15 protein-coding genes and 2 tRNA genes are annotated in these 16,989 nt (G+C 66.3%); 7 read left to right on the plus strand and 10 right to left on the minus strand.

Going from position 1 to position 16,989, the window contains the following annotated elements; translation table 11 throughout:
* Positions 1-31 precede the first annotated feature (31 nt).
* The gene (locus ACMUOY_RS00845; RefSeq protein ID WP_413890098.1) at positions 32-1,285 is read left to right on the plus strand and encodes a D-amino acid dehydrogenase; all 1,254 of its coding nucleotides are present in this window, start codon (positions 32-34) and stop codon (positions 1,283-1,285) included.
* Between the two features lie 27 nt (positions 1,286-1,312).
* Entirely contained in the window at positions 1,313-2,821 is a 1,509-nt protein-coding gene (locus tag ACMUOY_RS00850; RefSeq protein ID WP_413890100.1) for an NAD(P)H-hydrate dehydratase, read from the plus strand.
* 27 nt (positions 2,822-2,848) lie between these two features.
* Here ACMUOY_RS00850 and ACMUOY_RS00855 read toward each other — a convergent pair whose 3' ends face one another.
* Both ACMUOY_RS00855 and rnr read right to left on the minus strand, forming a co-directional pair.
* On the minus strand, positions 2,849-3,604 hold the full coding sequence (locus tag ACMUOY_RS00855) for an SDR family oxidoreductase (RefSeq protein ID WP_413890102.1): 756 nt from the start codon (positions 3,602-3,604) through the stop codon (positions 2,849-2,851).
* Positions 3,605-3,649: 45 nt separating this feature from the next.
* A complete protein-coding gene (gene rnr, locus ACMUOY_RS00860) occupies positions 3,650-5,842 on the minus strand; it encodes a ribonuclease R (protein ID WP_413890236.1) in 2,193 nt (730 codons plus the stop codon).
* Here rnr and ACMUOY_RS00865 point away from each other — a divergent pair.
* A complete protein-coding gene (locus tag ACMUOY_RS00865; protein WP_413890104.1) occupies positions 5,777-5,929 on the plus strand; it encodes a hypothetical protein in 153 nt (50 codons plus the stop codon). The two genes, rnr and ACMUOY_RS00865, sit on opposite strands and share 66 nt — an antisense overlap.
* A gap of 18 nt (positions 5,930-5,947) precedes the next feature.
* Positions 5,948-6,032, plus strand: a tRNA-Leu gene (locus ACMUOY_RS00870).
* A gap of 151 nt (positions 6,033-6,183) precedes the next feature.
* Here ACMUOY_RS00870 and rimO read toward each other — a convergent pair.
* From rimO to ACMUOY_RS00895, 5 genes are all read right to left on the minus strand, one after another.
* Complete coding sequence (gene rimO, locus ACMUOY_RS00875) at positions 6,184-7,599, minus strand: 30S ribosomal protein S12 methylthiotransferase RimO (RefSeq protein ID WP_413890106.1); 1,416 nt, start codon at positions 7,597-7,599, stop codon at positions 6,184-6,186.
* A gap of 28 nt (positions 7,600-7,627) precedes the next feature.
* The gene (gene phaR, locus ACMUOY_RS00880; protein WP_413890108.1) at positions 7,628-8,149 is read right to left on the minus strand and encodes a polyhydroxyalkanoate synthesis repressor PhaR; all 522 of its coding nucleotides are present in this window, start codon (positions 8,147-8,149) and stop codon (positions 7,628-7,630) included.
* 134 nt (positions 8,150-8,283) lie between these two features.
* Positions 8,284-8,360 (minus strand) — tRNA-Val (locus tag ACMUOY_RS00885).
* Positions 8,361-8,456: 96 nt separating this feature from the next.
* Positions 8,457-10,691: a RelA/SpoT family protein gene (locus tag ACMUOY_RS00890; protein ID WP_413890110.1), complete on the minus strand. Its 2,235-nt coding sequence runs from the start codon at positions 10,689-10,691 to the stop codon at positions 8,457-8,459.
* Positions 10,692-10,705: 14 nt separating this feature from the next.
* Entirely contained in the window at positions 10,706-11,611 is a 906-nt protein-coding gene (locus ACMUOY_RS00895) for an alpha/beta fold hydrolase (protein ID WP_413890112.1), read from the minus strand.
* 59 nt (positions 11,612-11,670) lie between these two features.
* Here ACMUOY_RS00895 and ACMUOY_RS00900 point away from each other — a divergent pair, with 59 nt between their 5' ends.
* Positions 11,671-12,441, plus strand: a complete 771-nt coding sequence (locus ACMUOY_RS00900; RefSeq protein ID WP_413890114.1) for a 3-hydroxybutyrate dehydrogenase — start codon at positions 11,671-11,673, stop codon at positions 12,439-12,441.
* A gap of 84 nt (positions 12,442-12,525) precedes the next feature.
* Here the strand turns inward: ACMUOY_RS00900 and ACMUOY_RS00905 are convergent, their stop codons facing one another.
* On the minus strand, positions 12,526-13,233 hold the full coding sequence (locus ACMUOY_RS00905) for an SIMPL domain-containing protein (protein WP_413890116.1): 708 nt from the start codon (positions 13,231-13,233) through the stop codon (positions 12,526-12,528).
* Between the two features lie 218 nt (positions 13,234-13,451).
* Between ACMUOY_RS00905 and ompR the strand changes: the two genes are divergently transcribed.
* Entirely contained in the window at positions 13,452-14,183 is a 732-nt protein-coding gene (gene ompR / locus ACMUOY_RS00910) for a two-component system response regulator OmpR (RefSeq protein ID WP_413890118.1), read from the plus strand.
* A gap of 82 nt (positions 14,184-14,265) precedes the next feature.
* Entirely contained in the window at positions 14,266-15,627 is a 1,362-nt protein-coding gene (locus tag ACMUOY_RS00915; RefSeq protein WP_413890238.1) for an ATP-binding protein, read from the plus strand.
* Positions 15,628-15,690: 63 nt separating this feature from the next.
* On the opposite strand, the gene ispF is transcribed toward ACMUOY_RS00915, so the two are convergent.
* Together ispF and ispD are read right to left on the minus strand one after the other, a co-directional pair.
* A complete protein-coding gene (ispF, locus tag ACMUOY_RS00920; protein ID WP_413890240.1) occupies positions 15,691-16,167 on the minus strand; it encodes a 2-C-methyl-D-erythritol 2,4-cyclodiphosphate synthase in 477 nt (158 codons plus the stop codon).
* An 8-nt stretch (positions 16,168-16,175) separates the two neighbouring features.
* On the minus strand, positions 16,176-16,901 hold the full coding sequence (gene ispD / locus ACMUOY_RS00925) for a 2-C-methyl-D-erythritol 4-phosphate cytidylyltransferase (protein ID WP_413890120.1): 726 nt from the start codon (positions 16,899-16,901) through the stop codon (positions 16,176-16,178).
* Positions 16,902-16,989: the final 88 nt, after the last annotated feature.

Below are 16,989 nucleotides of genomic sequence, written 5' to 3' on the forward strand. Positions count from 1 at the left end.
CCGGGATCGTGGCGTTTTGACTGAAATTTCCATGAAAATTGCCATTGTGGGAGCCGGCATCATCGGCGTGACCACCGCGTACGAGCTTGCCGCCGACGGCCATGAAGTCACTGTTTTCGAGCGCCGCGGCACCGCCGCCGAAGAAACCAGCTTTGCCAACGCCGGTCTGGTCGCGCCCGGCTACGTCACCCCATGGGCTGCGCCCGGCATGCCGCGCAAGGTGTTGGGCCACCTGATGAGCCGCCACGCGCCGGTCAAGCTGGGTTCGGGCCTGGGCGCGTCCGAACTGGCCTGGATGTGGCGCTGGTGGCGCGCCTGCAAGCTGGAGACCTATCTGGCCAACCGCGCGCGCATGCAGCGCCTCGCGTTCTACAGCCGCCAGCGCCTGCACCAGGTCACCGCCGACTTGAAGCTCGAATACGACCGAAGCGACGGCTACATGGTGCTGCTGCGCTCCGAAAGAGACCGCGAGCTCACACGCCCCGGCCTGCAGGTGCTGCGCGACGCGGGCGTGAAGTTCCGCGAGATCGGCCCGGACGAGGCGCGCAAGGTCGAACCCGCGCTGAACCCGGACACCGACTTTGCCGGCGCCATACACCTGCCGGACGACGAAGTCGGCAACTGCCGGCAGTTTGCGCTGCTGCTGAAGGACGAGGCCCGCCGGTTGGGCGCCGTCTTCGAGTTCAACACCACCGTGGCCCGCGTCTCGGCAGACCCGAAGCCGACCCTGACCGTCGCCGGCGAGGCAGCGCCCCGCACCTTCGACGCCGTGGTGATGTGCGCTGGACTCGCTTCGGCGGCCCTGCTGCGCCCGCTCGGGCTGAAGCTGCCACTGGTGGCGGTGCACGGCTATTCGGTCAGCGCCCACATCCGCGAACCGCTCAATGCCCCGCGCAGCGCGGTCATGGACGAACGCTACAAGGTCGCCATCTCCCGCCTGGGCCTGCGCGTGCGCATCGCCGGCAGCGCCGAAGTGGGCGGCTCACCGACCGCCATGCGCGCGGCGTCGCTGCAGACGCTCTACAAGGTGCTGCACGACTGGTTTCCCGGAGCCGCCCAGCTTTCGGCCGGCGTGCAGGAGTGGAAAGGCGCACGCCCGATGATGCCCGACGGCCCGCCCCTGATCGGCCCGAGCGGCCTCCCGGGCATCTGGCTCAACCTGGGCCACGGCTCCAGCGGCTGGGCACTGGCCTGCGGCAGTGCCCGTGCCCTTGGCGACCTGATGGCCCAGCGCGCGCCCGAGGTCGATCTGGAAGGTCTGGGCATCGAGCGGCTGCGCCGCTGAGCGGGCGGTCGCGGCACAATGGCCTCCATGCACCGCGTCACCCCCGCCCGCCGTTTTCCGTTGCACACCATCGAGGCTTCGCGCCGCCTGGAACGCACGGCGGCGGCCGCCCTGCCCTCCCATACGCTGATGCAGTGCGCCGGACTGGCCGTGGCGCGGCTGGCACTGGCCCTGGCCCCGCATGCGCGCACCATCTGGATCGCCTGCGGCCCGGGCAACAACGGCGGCGACGGCCTGGAAGCGGCCGCGCACCTGCAGCGCTGGGGACAGCATCCGGTCGTCACCTGGTTGGGCGACGAGGCCAGCGTACCCGAGGACGCCCGCGCGTCCCTGGCGCGGGCGCGCAGCGCAGGGGTGACTTTCTCCGCCACACCCCCCGCGGGCCTGGGCCCTGACGACCTCTGCATCGACGCCCTGCTGGGCCTCGGTGCCGCCCGGGCGCCCCAAGGCCGGATGGCCGACTGGCTGCGGACCATGCGGGCCAGCCCCGCGCCCGTACTGGCGGTGGACCTGCCCTCCGGCCTGAACGCCGAGACCGGCAATTTTGCTCCTGACTCAATAGCGGGCGACGACCATACGACGCCGGGATCATGGCAAATTCAGGCTCAAAACACCCTCAGCCTGCTCAGCTGCAAGCCGGGCTTGTTCACGGCGCACGGCCGCGATGCCGCCGGCACCGTCTGGTTCGATGACCTGGGGGTGGATGGCAGCGCCGAACCCGCCTGTGCCTGGACCAACGGCATCCCACCGCGGATTCACCGGGCGCACGCGACCCACAAAGGCAGCCACGGCGACGTCGCGGTGATCGGTGGCGAGGGCCTGAATCGGCGCGGCCTGGGCATGACTGGTGCCGCCTTGCTGGCGGCGTCGGCTGCGCTGCACGGTGGCGCCGGCCGGGTGCTGGTGAGCCTGTTCGACGATGGCGCCATGACGCTGGATCCGGCCCTGCCGGAGCTGATGTTCCGCCGCTTTGAGGCGCTGGATCTGCGCCAGCTGACCGTGGTGTGCGGCTGTGGGGGCGGCGATGCGGTGCGGCCGGTGCTGCCGCAGGTGCTGTCCCAGTCCCCGCGCCTGGTGCTGGACGCCGACGCGCTCAATGCCATTGCCGCAGACACCTCCCTGCGCAGCCTGGTGCAGGCGCGCGCCCGGCGGGGGCTTGCCACCGTGCTGACGCCCCACCCGCTGGAAGCCGGGCGCCTGCTGGGCAGCGGCTCCCCGGCAGTGCAGTCAGACCGGCTCGCCGCGGTTCGACGGCTCGCGGACGACCTGGCTTGCACGGTGGTGCTCAAGGGCTCGGGCACGCTGATCGCAACGCCCGGAGAAGCCCCGGCCCTGAACCTGACCGGCAACGCCCGGCTGGGCACTGCCGGCACCGGCGATGTGCTGGCCGGCCTGATCGGCGCACGCCTGGCCGCGGGCGCCGCGCCCTTTCAGGCGGCCTGTGCGGCCGTGTACCAGCACGGAGAAATAGCCGATGCATGGCCGCCCGACGAGGCCCTCACGGCAGGTGCGCTGGCCCGCCGCCTTCGCGACTGATCCGGCACAGCCCGGGCGGCCCGCGGGTCAGCCGCGACCGGCAAACGGCATCTTCGTGGCCATCACCGTGTGGAACATGACATTGGCCTCCAGCGGCAGGCTGGCCATGTGAACGACGGATTGGCCCACGATGGCCACGTCCATCAAGGGCTCCACGGCGATGTCGCCGTTGGCCTGCGGAATGCCCCGCGCCATCGGTGCGGCCAGGTCGGTGGCGGCATTGCCGATGTCGATCTGCCCGACGGCGATGTCGTACTTGCGGCCGTCCAGCGACGCGGATTTGGTCAGCCCGGTGACGGCATGTTTGGTCGCGGTGTAGGCGATGGAATTCGGACGCGGCGTGGTCGCGGAAATCGAGCCATTGTTGATGATGCGCCCGCCCCGGGGCGTCTGCGCCTTCATGGCGCGGAAGGCCGATTGGATGCAATAGAACATCCCGCTCAGGTTGGTGTCGACCACCTGCCGCCAGTGCTCGATGGGCAGGTCCTCCAATGGCACGCCGGGCGCAAACACGCCCGCGTTGTTGAACAGCAGGTCCACGCGGCCCCAGGTACGGAGCACGGTGTCAAACAGGTGCTGAACCGCGGCCGGATCGGCCACATCGGTGGGCACGACCAGCGTGCGTGCCAACGCGCCCGATTGCTCCGCCACGGCCCGCAGGGCCTCCTGGCGGCGCCCCGCCAGGGCCACGTGCCAGCCCGCGTCGAGCAACGCAAGGGCCACGACTTTGCCAATGCCGCTTCCGGCGCCCGTCACGATCGCCGTCTTGGGGGATGTACTCATCCTCTGAACTCCTGAACAGATTGCAGGCGGCATCGACGAAAACCGTCAGCGCCGGGGTTTTCTTGCTTTGGGGTTGCCCTTGCTGGCTGCTTCGCGGTTGCCACCGGCGTTCCTGCCCTTGGACGATGCGCCCGCCTTGCGATCGGTGGCTGACGCACTGCGGTCGCCGCGCTTGGCCGCGCCGCGACCGCCCGCATCGGGTGCAGTCTGCGGCGCACCCTTGTCGCGCTCGCGCGAGGGGCGAGCCGACACCGGCTCGCCGTCGTGCACGAGGCGGAAGTCGATCTTGCGTCCGTCCAGGTCGACCCGGCTGACCTGCACCCGCACCCGCGTGCCGATCGCGTAGCGCATGCCACTGCGCTCGCCCCGCAGCTCCTGCCGCGCTTCGTCGAAGCGGAAGTACTCGCCCCCGAGTTCGGTGATATGCACCATGCCTTCCACGTACAGCTCATCGAGCGTGACGAAGATGCCAAAGCTGGCCGCTGACGTGACCACGCCGCTGTACTCCTCGCCCAGGTGCTCGCGCATGTACTTGCACTTGAGCCAGGCCTCGACGTCGCGGCTGGCCTCGTCGGCGCGCCGTTCGTTGGCACTGCAGTGCAGACCGGCCGCCTGCCAGGCCAGTTGGTCGGATGTCAGCTTCCTCGGTTTCTGGTCCGGTTCGCTGACCTTGCCAGCCAAGCCTTTCTGCAATCGCTTGGCCAATTTGGCGTGGGCCTCGCCGGGTGTTGGCAATTCCGGCAACTGGTAGCGCCGTTTGGCCAGGATGGCCTTGATCACGCGGTGCACCAGCAAGTCGGGATAACGGCGGATCGGACTGGTGAAATGCGTGTACGCCTCGTAGGCCAACCCGAAATGCCCGCTGTTGACCGGGGTGTAGATCGCTTGCTGCATGGAGCGCAGCAGCATGGAGTGGATCTGCTGCGCGTCGGGCCGCTCCTTCGTAGCCTGGGCGATCTTCTGGAATTCACCGGGCTTGGGGTCGTCACTGAGCGTCACGCCCACGCCGATCGCCTTGAGGTAGTTGCGCAGGATCTCTTTCTTCTCCGGCGTCGGCCCCTCGTGCACCCGGAACAGGCCCGGGTGTTTGCCTTGCGCAATGAAGTCGGCACTGCAGACGTTCGCCGCCAGCATGGCTTCTTCGATCAGGCGGTGCGCCTCGTTGCGCGTGCGCGGAATGATCTTCTCGATGCGCCCGCTCTCGTCGCAGACGATCTGGGTCTCGGTGGTCTCGAAATCCACCGCGCCACGCACAGTGCGCGCTGCGAGCAGCGCACGGTAGACATCGTGCAGATTCAGCAAGTCGTTGACCCGTTCCTGGCGCCGCATGGCTTCGGGACCCCGCGTGTTGGCCAGGATCGCGGCCACCTCGGTGTAGGTGAAACGGGCATGGCTGAACATGACCGCCGGATAGAACTGGTAGGCGTGGACCTCGCCGGCCGCATTGACCAGCATGTCGCAGACCATGCAAAGCCGCTCCACTTCCGGGTTCAGGGAACACAGCCCGTTCGACAGCTTCTCGGGCAGCATCGGAATGACGCGACGCGGGAAGTAGACCGAGGTGGCCCGGTCATACGCATCCACATCGATGGCGCTTCCTGTCTCCACGTAATGGCTGACGTCCGCGATCGCCACCAGCAGCCGCCAGCCTTTGGCCCGCCCGACGCGGGCCGGCTCGCAATAGACGGCGTCGTCAAAATCGCGCGCGTCTTCGCCGTCGATCGTGACCAGGGGAATGTCGGTCAGGTCCACGCGGTGCTTCTTGTCCTGGGGACGTACCTTGTCCGGCAGTGTCCGCGCCTGGGCAATGCAGGCATCCGAGAACTCGTACGGCACGCTGTATTTGCGGACCGCAATCTCGATCTCCATGCCGGGATCGTCGATCTCGCCCAGCACCTCCTTGACCCGGCCCACGGGCTGCCCGAACAGGGCGGGCGGCTCGGTCAGTTCGACCACCACCACCTGCCCCGGCTTGCCGGCGCCGGTGGCGGACTTGGGAATCATCACATCCTGGCCGTAGCGCTTGTCTTCGGGGGCCACGATCCAGATGCCGCTCTCGTGCAGCAGGCGCCCAATGATGGGATGAGCAGGGCGTTCGACGATCTCCAGCACGCGACCTTCCGGGCGCCCCTTGCGATCCTGCCGGGCGATCCGCACGCGGACCTGATCCTTGTGCAGCACGGCGCGCATCTCGTTTGGCGGCAGGTAGATGTCGGCGCCGCCGTCGTCGCGGATCAGGAAGCCGTGTCCGTCGCGATGTCCTTGAACGGTTCCTTCGATTTCATCCAGCAGACCGCTGGTGGTGTCGGTATTTTTGATATATAATCCTATCTTTCCTGAAATGCCCAGGTGGCGGAATTGGTAGACGCACTAGTTTCAGGTACTAGCGAGTAACTTCGTGGGGGTTCGAGTCCCTTCCTGGGCACCAAGTTTAAACAAGCCAGTGATGGCTGGTACCAGAAAAGCCGCTGACCCTTCAGCGGCTTTTTTGTTTCTGAATCCCGCTGCCCGGTAGCGGCACTTCGGCTGCTTGCCTGCCTTGCAGGCGATCCGGCGCAGGCGCATCCGTGTGCTCACAGTCACACCGGCAAGGCCACGAGATCGTGTCCCTGCGTTCCCACGATCCGTGCGCGGGTGAACGCCCCGACCTTGAGCGTCTTGCTGACCTTCTCCGGCGCCAACAGATGCACGACCCCGTCAATCTCGGGTGCATCGGCATAGCTGCGCCCCACCCCGCCCTTGCGACCCAGGCCCGGCGCAGAATCGACCAGCACCTGCATCGTCGCGCCCACCCGTTCATGCAGTTTGCGGATGGAAATCGCTTCCGCAACGGCCATGAAGCGCGCACGGCGCTCTTCGCGCACAGGCTCCGGCAGCATGCCGTCGAGATCGTTGGCCGCTGCGCCTTGAACCGGGCTGTAGGCAAAACAACCCGCGCGATCGATCCCGGCTTCGCCCATGAAATCGAGCAGATGCTGGAACTCCGACTCGGTTTCACCGGGAAAACCGGCGATGAAGGTGCTGCGGATGACAAGTTCAGGACACATCTCGCGCCAGCGCTGGATACGCTCCAGATTGCGCTCGCCGCTGGCGGGGCGTTTCATGCGCCGCAGCACGTCGGGATGGCTGTGCTGGAACGGGACATCCAGGTACGGCAGGACCTTTCCGGTCGCCATGAGGGGAATGATGTCGTCCACGCTCGGATACGGATAGACGTAGTGCAGCCTCACCCAGGCCCCGTGGACCTCGGCAATGTCGCCCAGGGCCTGCACCAGTTCAAGCATCCGCGTCTTGACCGGCTTGCCGTCCCAGAATCCGGTTCGGTATCGCACATCGACGCCATAGGCCGACGTGTCCTGGCTGATGATCAGCAGTTCCTTCACGCCGCCTTCGAACAAGGCCCTGGCCTCCTTCAGCACATCGCCGACAGGACGGCTCACCAGATCGCCGCGCATGGAGGGAATGATGCAGAACGTACAGCGGTGGTTGCAGCCTTCACTGATCTTCAGATAAGCATAGTGGCGAGGGGTCAGCTTGAGCCCGGCCGTGCCAAAACTGTTGGGCACGAGGTCCATGAATGGATCGTGCGGCCGCGGCAGATTTGCATGTACCGCGTCCATCACTTCCTGCGTCGCGTGCGGGCCGGTCACCGCCAGCACACTCGGATGCATCTGCCGCACCAGATTGCCGCCGGCGTCGCCGGTTTTGGCGCCCAGGCAGCCGGTCACGATGACGCGCCCGTTTTCTGCAAGGGCTTCACCGATGGTGTCCAGGCTCTCCTTGACCGCATCGTCGATGAAGCCGCAGGTATTGACGATCACGAGGTCGGCACCCTCGAAGGTCTTGGAGGTCTGGTAGCCCTCGGCGCTGAGCTGGGTCAGGATGAGTTCGGAGTCCGTCAGGGCCTTCGGGCAACCCAGGCTCACAAAACCGATCCGGGGCGCAACTCCGGCCGGGGACACGGTGGTGGCTGCAGCAGTGAATGCGTCGTTCATGCCTGCATTGTCCCAGTTCCGGACTGGCTTAACGCTTTAATCCGAACGCTCCAAACATCTGCTCCGCCTGTTTCTGCATTTGCTCGAACATCCCGCGGGACTGGTCCGCGTAGTTGCCCATCATGCCTTGCAGCATGGGCGACTGCAGGCTCATGAACTTGGTCAGCATTTCGGGCGAGAGACCCTTGGATTGTTCGGCCAACCGGGCCTGCATCTCGGTGAAGGCCTCGATGTTCTTCTCGAGATAAGAACCCATGAAACCTTGCATGGCGTGGCCGTAGAAACGGATGATGTTGGCGAGCACGGCCTCGGTGAACATGGGCGCACCGCCCGATTCTTCTTCAAGAATGATCTGCAACAGGATGCTGCGGGTCAGATCGTCATTGGTCTTTGCGTCGCGCACCACGAACGCCTCGCCCGACATCACCAGATCCTTGACCTCCGCCAACGTGATGTAGGTCGACGTTTCGGTGTCATACAGCCGGCGGTTGGGATACTTCTTGATGACGCGCAGCGAGGGCTGTCCACTGGCTGCTGATTTGGGTGACACTGAAAGACTCCTCGGTCGGCTCGCGGGATGGTGGGTGCGTGGTCGCATACTGCACCGCAACACATTCTATGAAAGAGCCAAAGACAAAACGCCCAAGGTTTACCCTGAGCGTCTGTTGTGTGCGAAAAGGAAATTGGTAGGCGCGATTGGACTCGAACCAACGACCCCCACCATGTCAAGGTGGTGCTCTAACCAGCTGAGCTACGCGCCTAAGTTTGTCCGAGACCGCAAGTATAGCAGGAAAGAATGATGCAGCCAGGCCGCGCCGATCTTTTTTCCCTTCACCGAACGAATGGCCTGGCGGCCATCATCGCCGGCGCGCCGAGCGCACGTTCGGCACTTCGCGAACCACGCCCAGCACCTTGGCAAGCTTCGCCGAGTCCTGCACCTCGACCGTGAAGGTCATCCACGCGGTGCCCTTGACCGACTGGGTCTGGACCCCGATCACATTCATCTTCTCCTTGGCAAACACCTCGGAGATGTCGCGCAGCAGCCCCTGCCGGTCGGCGGCCTCGACCGCCACATCCACCGGATAGACGGCAAGTTCGGCACCGCTCGACGTGCCCCATTCGACCGGAATCACGCGCTCCGCATGGCGTGCCGCGAACTCCCTGAAATTGCTGCAGTCGGCCCGGTGCACGCTCACACCCTTGCCCCGCGAGACAAAGCCGCCGATCACATCCGGCGGCGCCGGCTTGCAGCACCTGGCGAGCTGGGTCATCAGCGAATCGACGCCCACCACCAGCACGCCGCCCTTCGGCGTCTTCTCGCCATGGCGAGACTTTTTCAGCAGCAGATAGTCGTCTGGCGCCAGCACCGGTGCCGGCGGCCGCAGCAAGGTCTCGATCGTGCGCAGGGAAAACTCATCCTTGCCGACCACCTCGAACAGCGCATCTGCCGACTTGAAGCCCAGCTGGGTCGCCAGGTCCTCCAGCTTGAAGGCAGTCTTGCCCTCGCGCTGCAGCAGCTTCTCGACGGCCTCACGACCTCGGGCCACGGTCTCGTGCAGGACCTGGGCGTTGAACCAGGCGCGCACCTTGGCGCGGGCCCTGTGGCTGACGAGATAGCCCAGCTCCGCGTTCAGCCAGTCGCGCGACGGGCCGCCTTCGCGAACCGTGGTGATCTCAACGGTCTGGCCGTTTTGCAGCGGAGTGTTCAGCGAGACCATCGCCCCATCGACTCGCGCGCCTCGGCAGCGATGGCCCAGGTTGGTGTGAACCGTGTACGCAAAATCCACGGGTGTGGCCCCCTTGGGCAGCTCCACCACTGCGGCATCCGGCGTCAGCACGTAGATGCGATCGTCAAACAGGCCCTTGTCCTGCACCGAACCGGACAGGTCGCGCTCCCAGGCCAGCAGCTGGCGCAGGACCGCGATCTTGGCGTCGTATTCACCCGCGGCGGTCACGCCCGCGTAGCCCTTGGTGCCGGCCTCCTTGTAGGCCCAGTGCGCCGCCACGCCGTGCTCGGCATGGTCGTGCATCGCCCGCGTGCGGATCTGCACCTCGACCGGCTTGCCGGCCGCATCGCGCACCACCGTGTGCAGCGACTGGTACCCGTTGGGCTTGGGGCGCGCAATGTAGTCATCGAACTCGTTGATGACCGGCGTGAAGCGCGAATGCACCCAGCTCAGCGCCGCGTAACAGTCAGGAATGGTCGGCACCACCACCCGCAGCGCCCGGATGTCGAACACGCGGTCAAAGTCGAGCGCCTTGCCACGCATCTTGCGCACGATGCTGTAGATGTGCTTCGGCCGGCCCTGGACCGTTGCGCGAATACCCTGCCCTTGCAGCTCAGCGGCCAAGCCCTCCCGCAATCGCTCCACACCGCTCTCGCGTTCGGCGCGCTTTTCGTCGAGCAGGCGCGCCACCTGCCGGTACGTTTCGGGCTCGAGAAAGCGAAAGGCGAGATCTTCCATTTCCCACTTGATCTGCCAGATGCCCAGCCGATTGGCCAGCGGCGCAAACACCTGCAGGGATTCGCGCGCCAGTACCGGCGACACCGTCTGGCGGCTGGCAGCGTGATAACGCAGCGTCTGCAGGCGCGAGGCCAGCCGCAGCATCACCACCCGCAGATCGCGGCTGAAGGCCAGCAACATCTTGCGCACGTTCTCGGTCTGCAGCTTCGGATCGTCGACCAGCTGAGCATCGCTCTGCGCTTCCCGGGAAAGGCGCTGGACGCGCACCAGCTTGGCGGTCTCCACCGCCAGGCTGGCAAAGCTCTCGCCAAACGCCTTCGTGATCACTTCCAGCGGATGATTGAGATGTTCCCCCGCATACACCAGGTAGCTGGCCGCCTGCATGGCCTGCGAGCCGCCGATGGACCGCAGAATGGCGGCCACCGCATCGGCATGAGCCATCATGCTCTCGCCGGAATCCAGCGCCTCGTGCGCGATCAATGGCTCCGCAAAACTGCGCGCGCGTGCCAAGGCATCTGCGGATTCCGCCAGCGCGCCGGCCGTCGCCGCCAGCACCTGAGGCAGGGACCGTTGTGCGGACGCCTGACCAAGGGTCGACGGCGGGATTTGCACCGCGGGAATCTTCATGGCCAAACCCGCACTCAAGGATTCAGAAGGAACGAAGCGACCACGTCGATCTGCTCCTGCGCGATGAGCGTGGGCGCATGCCCGACCCCTTCGATCTCCACGAGCCGGGCCTTGGGGCCGCGCCTTGTCATGGCCTCGGCGGTCTGCCGCGACAGCAGATCGGACAGCGCGCCGCGCAGCAGCAGGGTCTCGGACGGCACCGCATCGTAGAGCTGCCAGAGCACCGCCTCGCCTTGCTGCGCCGCTTGCTGCGTCACGGTCCTCAGTGGCACGGCGATGGCGGGGTCGTAGTGAAGCGTGAACCCGCCATCGGGGCTGGGGCGCACCATGGCCTGCGAAAGCGCAAGCCACTGCTCGGGCGTGTGCGGGCCAAAGGTCGTGGACACCAGCCACATCGCATCCGCAGCCTGCTGCACCGAATCGAAATGGCCGACCTGGCCGATGTACTCGCCAATGCGCAGCAACGCCCGCCACTCGATCACCGGCCCCACGTCGTTGAGCACGAGACGACGAACCGGTGCCGGCCGCGGCAGGTCCGGCTGGCCCGCCAGCAGGAGTCCGATCAGCCCGCCCATGCTGGTTCCCACCCAGTCCAGGTTGCCGATCGGCGCCTGTTGATGCAGCTCTGCCAGAAGTGCCAGCATGTCGCCCACGTAGGTCGGTATCTGGTAGCCCATCGGATCTTTCAGCCAGTCGCTGCGCCCGCGCCCGACCACGTCAGGGCAGACCACGCGAATCGGGCCGTCGGCACGGGCCACCAGCTCTCGTGCCAGCGTGTCGAAATCGCGACCCTGGCGCGCAAGTCCGTGTCCGCAAACCAGCAGATGCGGCGCTGAAGCCTGGCCCCACTGCCAGTAAGCCATGCGGTGGCCGCCCGCCGCATCGGGGCACAGTACGTAATTCAGCGTAGGTTCAGTCATGGTGAAATGCGGGTTCCAGATTCGCTCGTCTGCATCGTAATTCAATTGGAGATCACATCATGCTGAAAGGCAAAACCGCCCTCGTTACCGGCTCCACCAGCGGCATCGGCCTGGGGATTGCAAAGGCGCTGGCGCGCCAGGGCGCGAACATCGTGCTCAACGGCTTTGGCGATAACCAGGGTCCGCGCGCCGAGATTGCCGCGTTGGGCGTCAAGGTGGGGTACCACGGCGCCGACATGAGCAAGCCGGGGGAGATCGAGGCCATGATGGCCTACGCCGCCGCCGAATTCGGCCGCGTCGACATTCTGGTCAACAACGCCGGCATTCAGCATGTTGCTCGCATCGAGGATTTTCCCGTCGAGCGCTGGGATGCCATCATCGCGATCAACTTGAGCAGCGCCTTCCATGCCACGCGCCTGGCGCTGCCCGCCATGCGCCAGGCCGATTGGGGCCGCATCATCAACGTGGCCTCGGTGCACGGCCTCGTGGCCTCGGCCGAGAAGTCCGCCTACGTGGCCGCCAAGCACGGCATTGTCGGACTGACCAAGGTGACGGCGCTCGAAAACGCCACCACCGGGGTCACCTGCAATGCGATCTGTCCCGGCTGGGTGCTGACGCCGCTCGTTCAGAAACAGGTGGATGCGAAGGCCGCCGCGCTGGGCATCAGCAATGACGAGGCGAAAAAGGTCCTGCTGGGCGAGAAAGAGCCCTCGATGCAGTTCACCACGCCCGATGAGCTGGGCGAACTGGCCGTCTTCTTCTGCTCGAGCGCCGGCAACAACGTGCGCGGCGTCGCCTGGACCATGGACGGCGGCTGGATCGCGCAATAAGCCGGGGTCAGTTCGCTACGTAAACAATAGCTGACAACGACCATTCCGCGCTGGGAAAGGCTTGGAAAGGCTGGCTTTTGGCCCTCAGCGCATCTGGATCGAGCCGGATACCGTCACCTGCACCGTGCTGCGCCCCGCCTCGACCGGAACGGGCGCGTCGGACGCCGCCTTGGCTTCCATGGCCATCATGCGCGGTCGCGGGAAGCCCCCCTGATCGTTGCTGTTCACGGCAATTTCACGCAGGGTGTAGGCGGAAAAGCCAAAACCCCGCGCCACATCAGCGGCCCGGGCCTTGAACCGGTTGATGGCCAGGGCCTGCGCCTCGCCTTCCACCCGCTCCCGTTGTTCGCGGCTGAGGCTGAATGACGTCTGCGCCACGGCCATGCCCTGGATCTTGCCCGCCGTGGTGCTGATCCGTGTGAAGTCCCGGCCTTCGAGCACCAGTTCGGCCGAGCCCACCCAGTTGCTGATCTTGCCCTCGCGCCCGTAGCGCGGATACAGGCTGAACTGGCCGGTGCGCACATCCAGCTGGCCGGGCAAGGCTGCTTTCCTGGCCTCGGCCAGTGCCGCGTCCAGCGCTGTTTTCAGCTGGGTCTGCACGGTCGTTGGATCCGAACCCTCGCGCGTGGTGTTCAAGGTCATCGCCAGCATGTCCTGCACCACTTCGACCGCTCCGCTGGCGGAGAGTTGAGCGACGTTCTGGGGTGGCGCCACGGCCGTGCCCTGGGCTTGCAGCATGCCGGCGCAGGACATCAGAGCGATCGAGACATACAGGCGCGTGAAGAGTTTCATGACTAATTCAAGGTTGGATAAGGGAAGGAACTGGCGGAATGGGCAAGAAGAGATCACCCGGGCGGTGATCCTTTCACCCTCGGTTCCATGCAGTTTGACTGCAGCGATGCTGGCGGCGCCATCATATTTGTAACAGTGTGAAAAGGCGAGCACCAAACCGGGTCTGGCTGACGCCAACTCGCACAGAATCGGCTCTGTTACAAATTCAGACCCACACCATGAATGCCCATACCGCCCGCACCGACAAGATCCTGGTCGTCGACGACGACGCACGCATCCGGGATCTGCTCCGTCGCTACCTCACGCAGGAAGGATTCGAAGTCATGGTGGCCGAAGACGGCAAGGCCCTGAGCCGCATCCTCCTGCGCGAGACGGTCGATCTGATCGTGCTGGATCTGATGATGCCGGGCGAAGACGGGCTGTCCATCTGCCGGCGACTGCGCGCCGCCAACGACCGCACGCCCATCATCATGCTGACCGCCAAGGGCGAGGATGTCGACCGCATCGTCGGGCTGGAAGTCGGCGCCGATGACTACCTTGGCAAGCCGTTCAACCCGCGTGAACTGCTGGCGCGGATCCACGCCGTCCTGCGGCGCAGGCCGTCGCCGGAGGCGCCAGGTGCGCCCTCCAGCGAGAGCGAAGTCCTGGTTTTCGGCCCGTTCACCTTCGACCTGGGCGCGCGACTGCTGCGCCGCAACGGTGAAGAGCTGCCGCTGACCACCGGCGAGTTTGCGATGCTCAAGGCGTTGGCGCGCCATCCGCGCCAGCCGCTGTCTCGTGAAAAACTGGCCCAGCTCGCGCGCGGCCGGGAGTTCGAGCCGTTTGACCGCAGCCTCGACGTCCAGGTCTCGCGCCTGCGCAAGCTCATCGAGCAGGATCCGGCGGCGCCGCGCTACATCCAGACCGTCTGGGGGGTGGGCTACGTATTCGTGCCGGATGGCGCGGGCTGAACCGGGCACGGCCTTGTTCACGCTGAAACGAAAGACGGCACGTCCAGCATCCGCAGCACGAGCGGACGGGCATTCCGGGGCGATTCCGCTGGAGACGGCGCCAGCGCCACTGGAGTCGCGCCCGCGCATCGGGCTGAACCTCTTCTGGCGCACCTTTTTCATGCTGGCGCTGCTGCTGGTGGGTAGCACGGTGGCGTGGTTGCAGACCTTCCGGGCGCTCGAATACGAACCCCGCGCCATCCTGGCCGCGCAGCAGGTGGCCTCGTTGGTCAACCTCAGCCGCGCCGCGCTGATCCACTCGGACGCCATCGCGCGGGTATCCCTGATCAAGACGCTGGCGGACCAGGAGGCACTGCGCATCCTGCCGCGCGAGCCCGGCGACCGTTGGGACCCATTCACCCAGAACGACCTGGACCAGCGCATCAGCGACGAGCTGGCGCGCCGCCTCGGGCCCGGCACCGTGGTGGCCAGCCGGGTCAACGGCACGGAGGGGCTTTGGGTCGGATTCCTGATCGAGAGGGACAGCTACTGGCTGCAGGTGGACCGCTCACGCGTCAGCCCGCTCGGCAGCAAGACCTGGATGATCTGGCTGGTGGTGGCCGCGGCCCTGTCGCTGACCGGCGCGGCCTTCATCGCTCGGCTGATCAACCAGCCGCTGAAGCAGCTGTCTTTCGCGGCCAGCCGGGTGCGCGGCGGGGACTTCGACGCCAGCCACCTTGACGAACAGGTTGCCACCAGCGAGATCCGCGAGGTCAACATCGGCTTCAACCGCATGGCCGAGCAGTTGGCCAAGATCGAGCAGGACCGCGCGGTGATGCTGGCCGGCATCTCGCATGACCTGCGCACGCCGCTCGCGCGCCTGCGGCTGGAGACCGAGATGAGTGTGGCTGACGAGGAAGCGCGAGAGCACATGGTGGCTGACATCGCGCAGCTCGACGCCATCATCGACAAGTTCCTCGAATACGCCCGTCCCGGACTGGCGGCACTGACCGCCGTCTCTCTGGCCGAGGTGGTGGAGGCCTGCGCCTACCCGTTCCGGCACGCGGACGATATCATCGTGCGCACCGACGTGCACCCGCAGCTGCGCGTGATGGCCGACGAGGTGGAGCTGGCACGCGTGCTGTCCAACCTGCTGGAGAACGCCCGGCGCTACGGCAAGTCGCCGCAGACGGGGGTGGCGGTGGTGGAAATCGCCGCGCGCCAGCGCGAGGACTGGGTGCTGATCAAGGTGCGCGACCACGGTATCGGCGTGTCCCCGGAGGCGTTGGACAAGCTGACCAAGCCCTTCTTCCGCGGCGACGCGGCCCGCACCGCGGCCACCGGCGCCGGCCTCGGGCTGTCGATCGTCGACAAGACGGTGCAGCGCATGGGCGGCAGTTTCGCGCTGGCCAACAGCAGTTCGGGCGGTCTGGCGGCGCACATCAAGCTGCAAGCCGCCAAATAGCCGTCAGCAAGGGAAATTCGGCACTTTATTGGCAGATACCCAGCGTCAGGTGGTCGTATTATGCTATCGATAAATGAGCGAAATGGCGTGCGCCTCGATGCTCTGGCCCTGCCCCACCGGCCCCAGTTTTTCAGCGGTCTTGGCCTTCACGTTGACCTGCCCGGGCTCGATGCCCAGGGCCCGGGCAATGGCGTCGCGCATGGCCTCGCGGTACGGCGCCATCCGGGGTGCCTGGGCCACGACGGTGCAATCGATATTGCCGACCTGCCACCCCTCCTGGCGCACCCGCCGGACGGCCTCGGCAAGCAGGCGCAACGAGTCGGCACCCCGGAAAACCGGGTCGGTATCGGGGAAATGCGCGCCGATGTCGCCCAGCGCGGCCGCCCCCAGCAGCGCGTCGGTGATGGCGTGCAGCAGCACGTCGGCATCGGAGTGGCCGAGCAGGCCCACGGGATGCGGGATGGTGACCCCGCCGATGACCAGCGGGCGGCCCGGCACCAGAGCGTGGACGTCCCAGCCCTCGCCGATACGGAAATTGATGGGTGTGTTCATGCGGCTCGGTTATTCAGGATGGCTTCGGCCAGGGCAAAGTCCTCAGGATAGGTCACCTTGAAGTTGTGCGCGCTGCCGCGCACGAGCATCGGCTGGTGGCCCAGGACTTCCATGGCACTGGATTCATCCGTGATGCCAGCTCCGGCAACGGCAAGGGCGCGACGCAGGGCCACCGACAGTGCGCCCACGCGGAACATCTGGGGCGTCTGGGCCAGCCACTTGTCGGCCCGATCCACCGTGCCGGACACGCGCTCGCCCTGCGCGTTCTTGAGCGTGTCCGCCAGTGGCAGCGCCAGCAGCCCGCCGACCGCATCGCCTTGGCAGGCGTCGATCAAGGCATTGATCTGCGCCGGTGTCACGAGGCAGCGCGCCGCATCGTGCACCAGCACCCAGTCCTGCGCTCGAACGCCGTGGGCCAGAAGATGCTCCAGGCCGTTCAGCACGCTTTCGGCACGGGTGGCGCCGCCACAGGGCACCACCACCGTGCGCTGGTCATCGACGTTCAGGACGCTGTCGCTCGGCGCCACGACCACCAGGCAGCCGGTCAGCCGCGCCACGCCACTGAAAGCGGCCAGCGTATGCAGCACCATGGGCTGTCCGGCGATCACCTGGTATTGCTTGGGCTGGGCGGTGCCGGCGCGCGAGCCGCTGCCGGCGCACGGAATCAGGGCGAACAGGCGGACGGCGTCGGCAGGCGACGTGGAATGGAGCGGTTCGGTCATGAGCGGGTACCCATTCTAGAATCGACATCCTTACAGAACACCTGCACCCCCCGCCAATCCCGGCCGGGGGGTGCTTGGCTTTTTCGGT

Origin of the sequence: Candidatus Skiveiella danica, assembly GCF_022705245.1 — a bacterium.
In the GTDB taxonomy this organism is placed as follows: Bacteria; Pseudomonadota; Gammaproteobacteria; order Burkholderiales; family Burkholderiaceae_C; genus Skiveiella; species Skiveiella danica.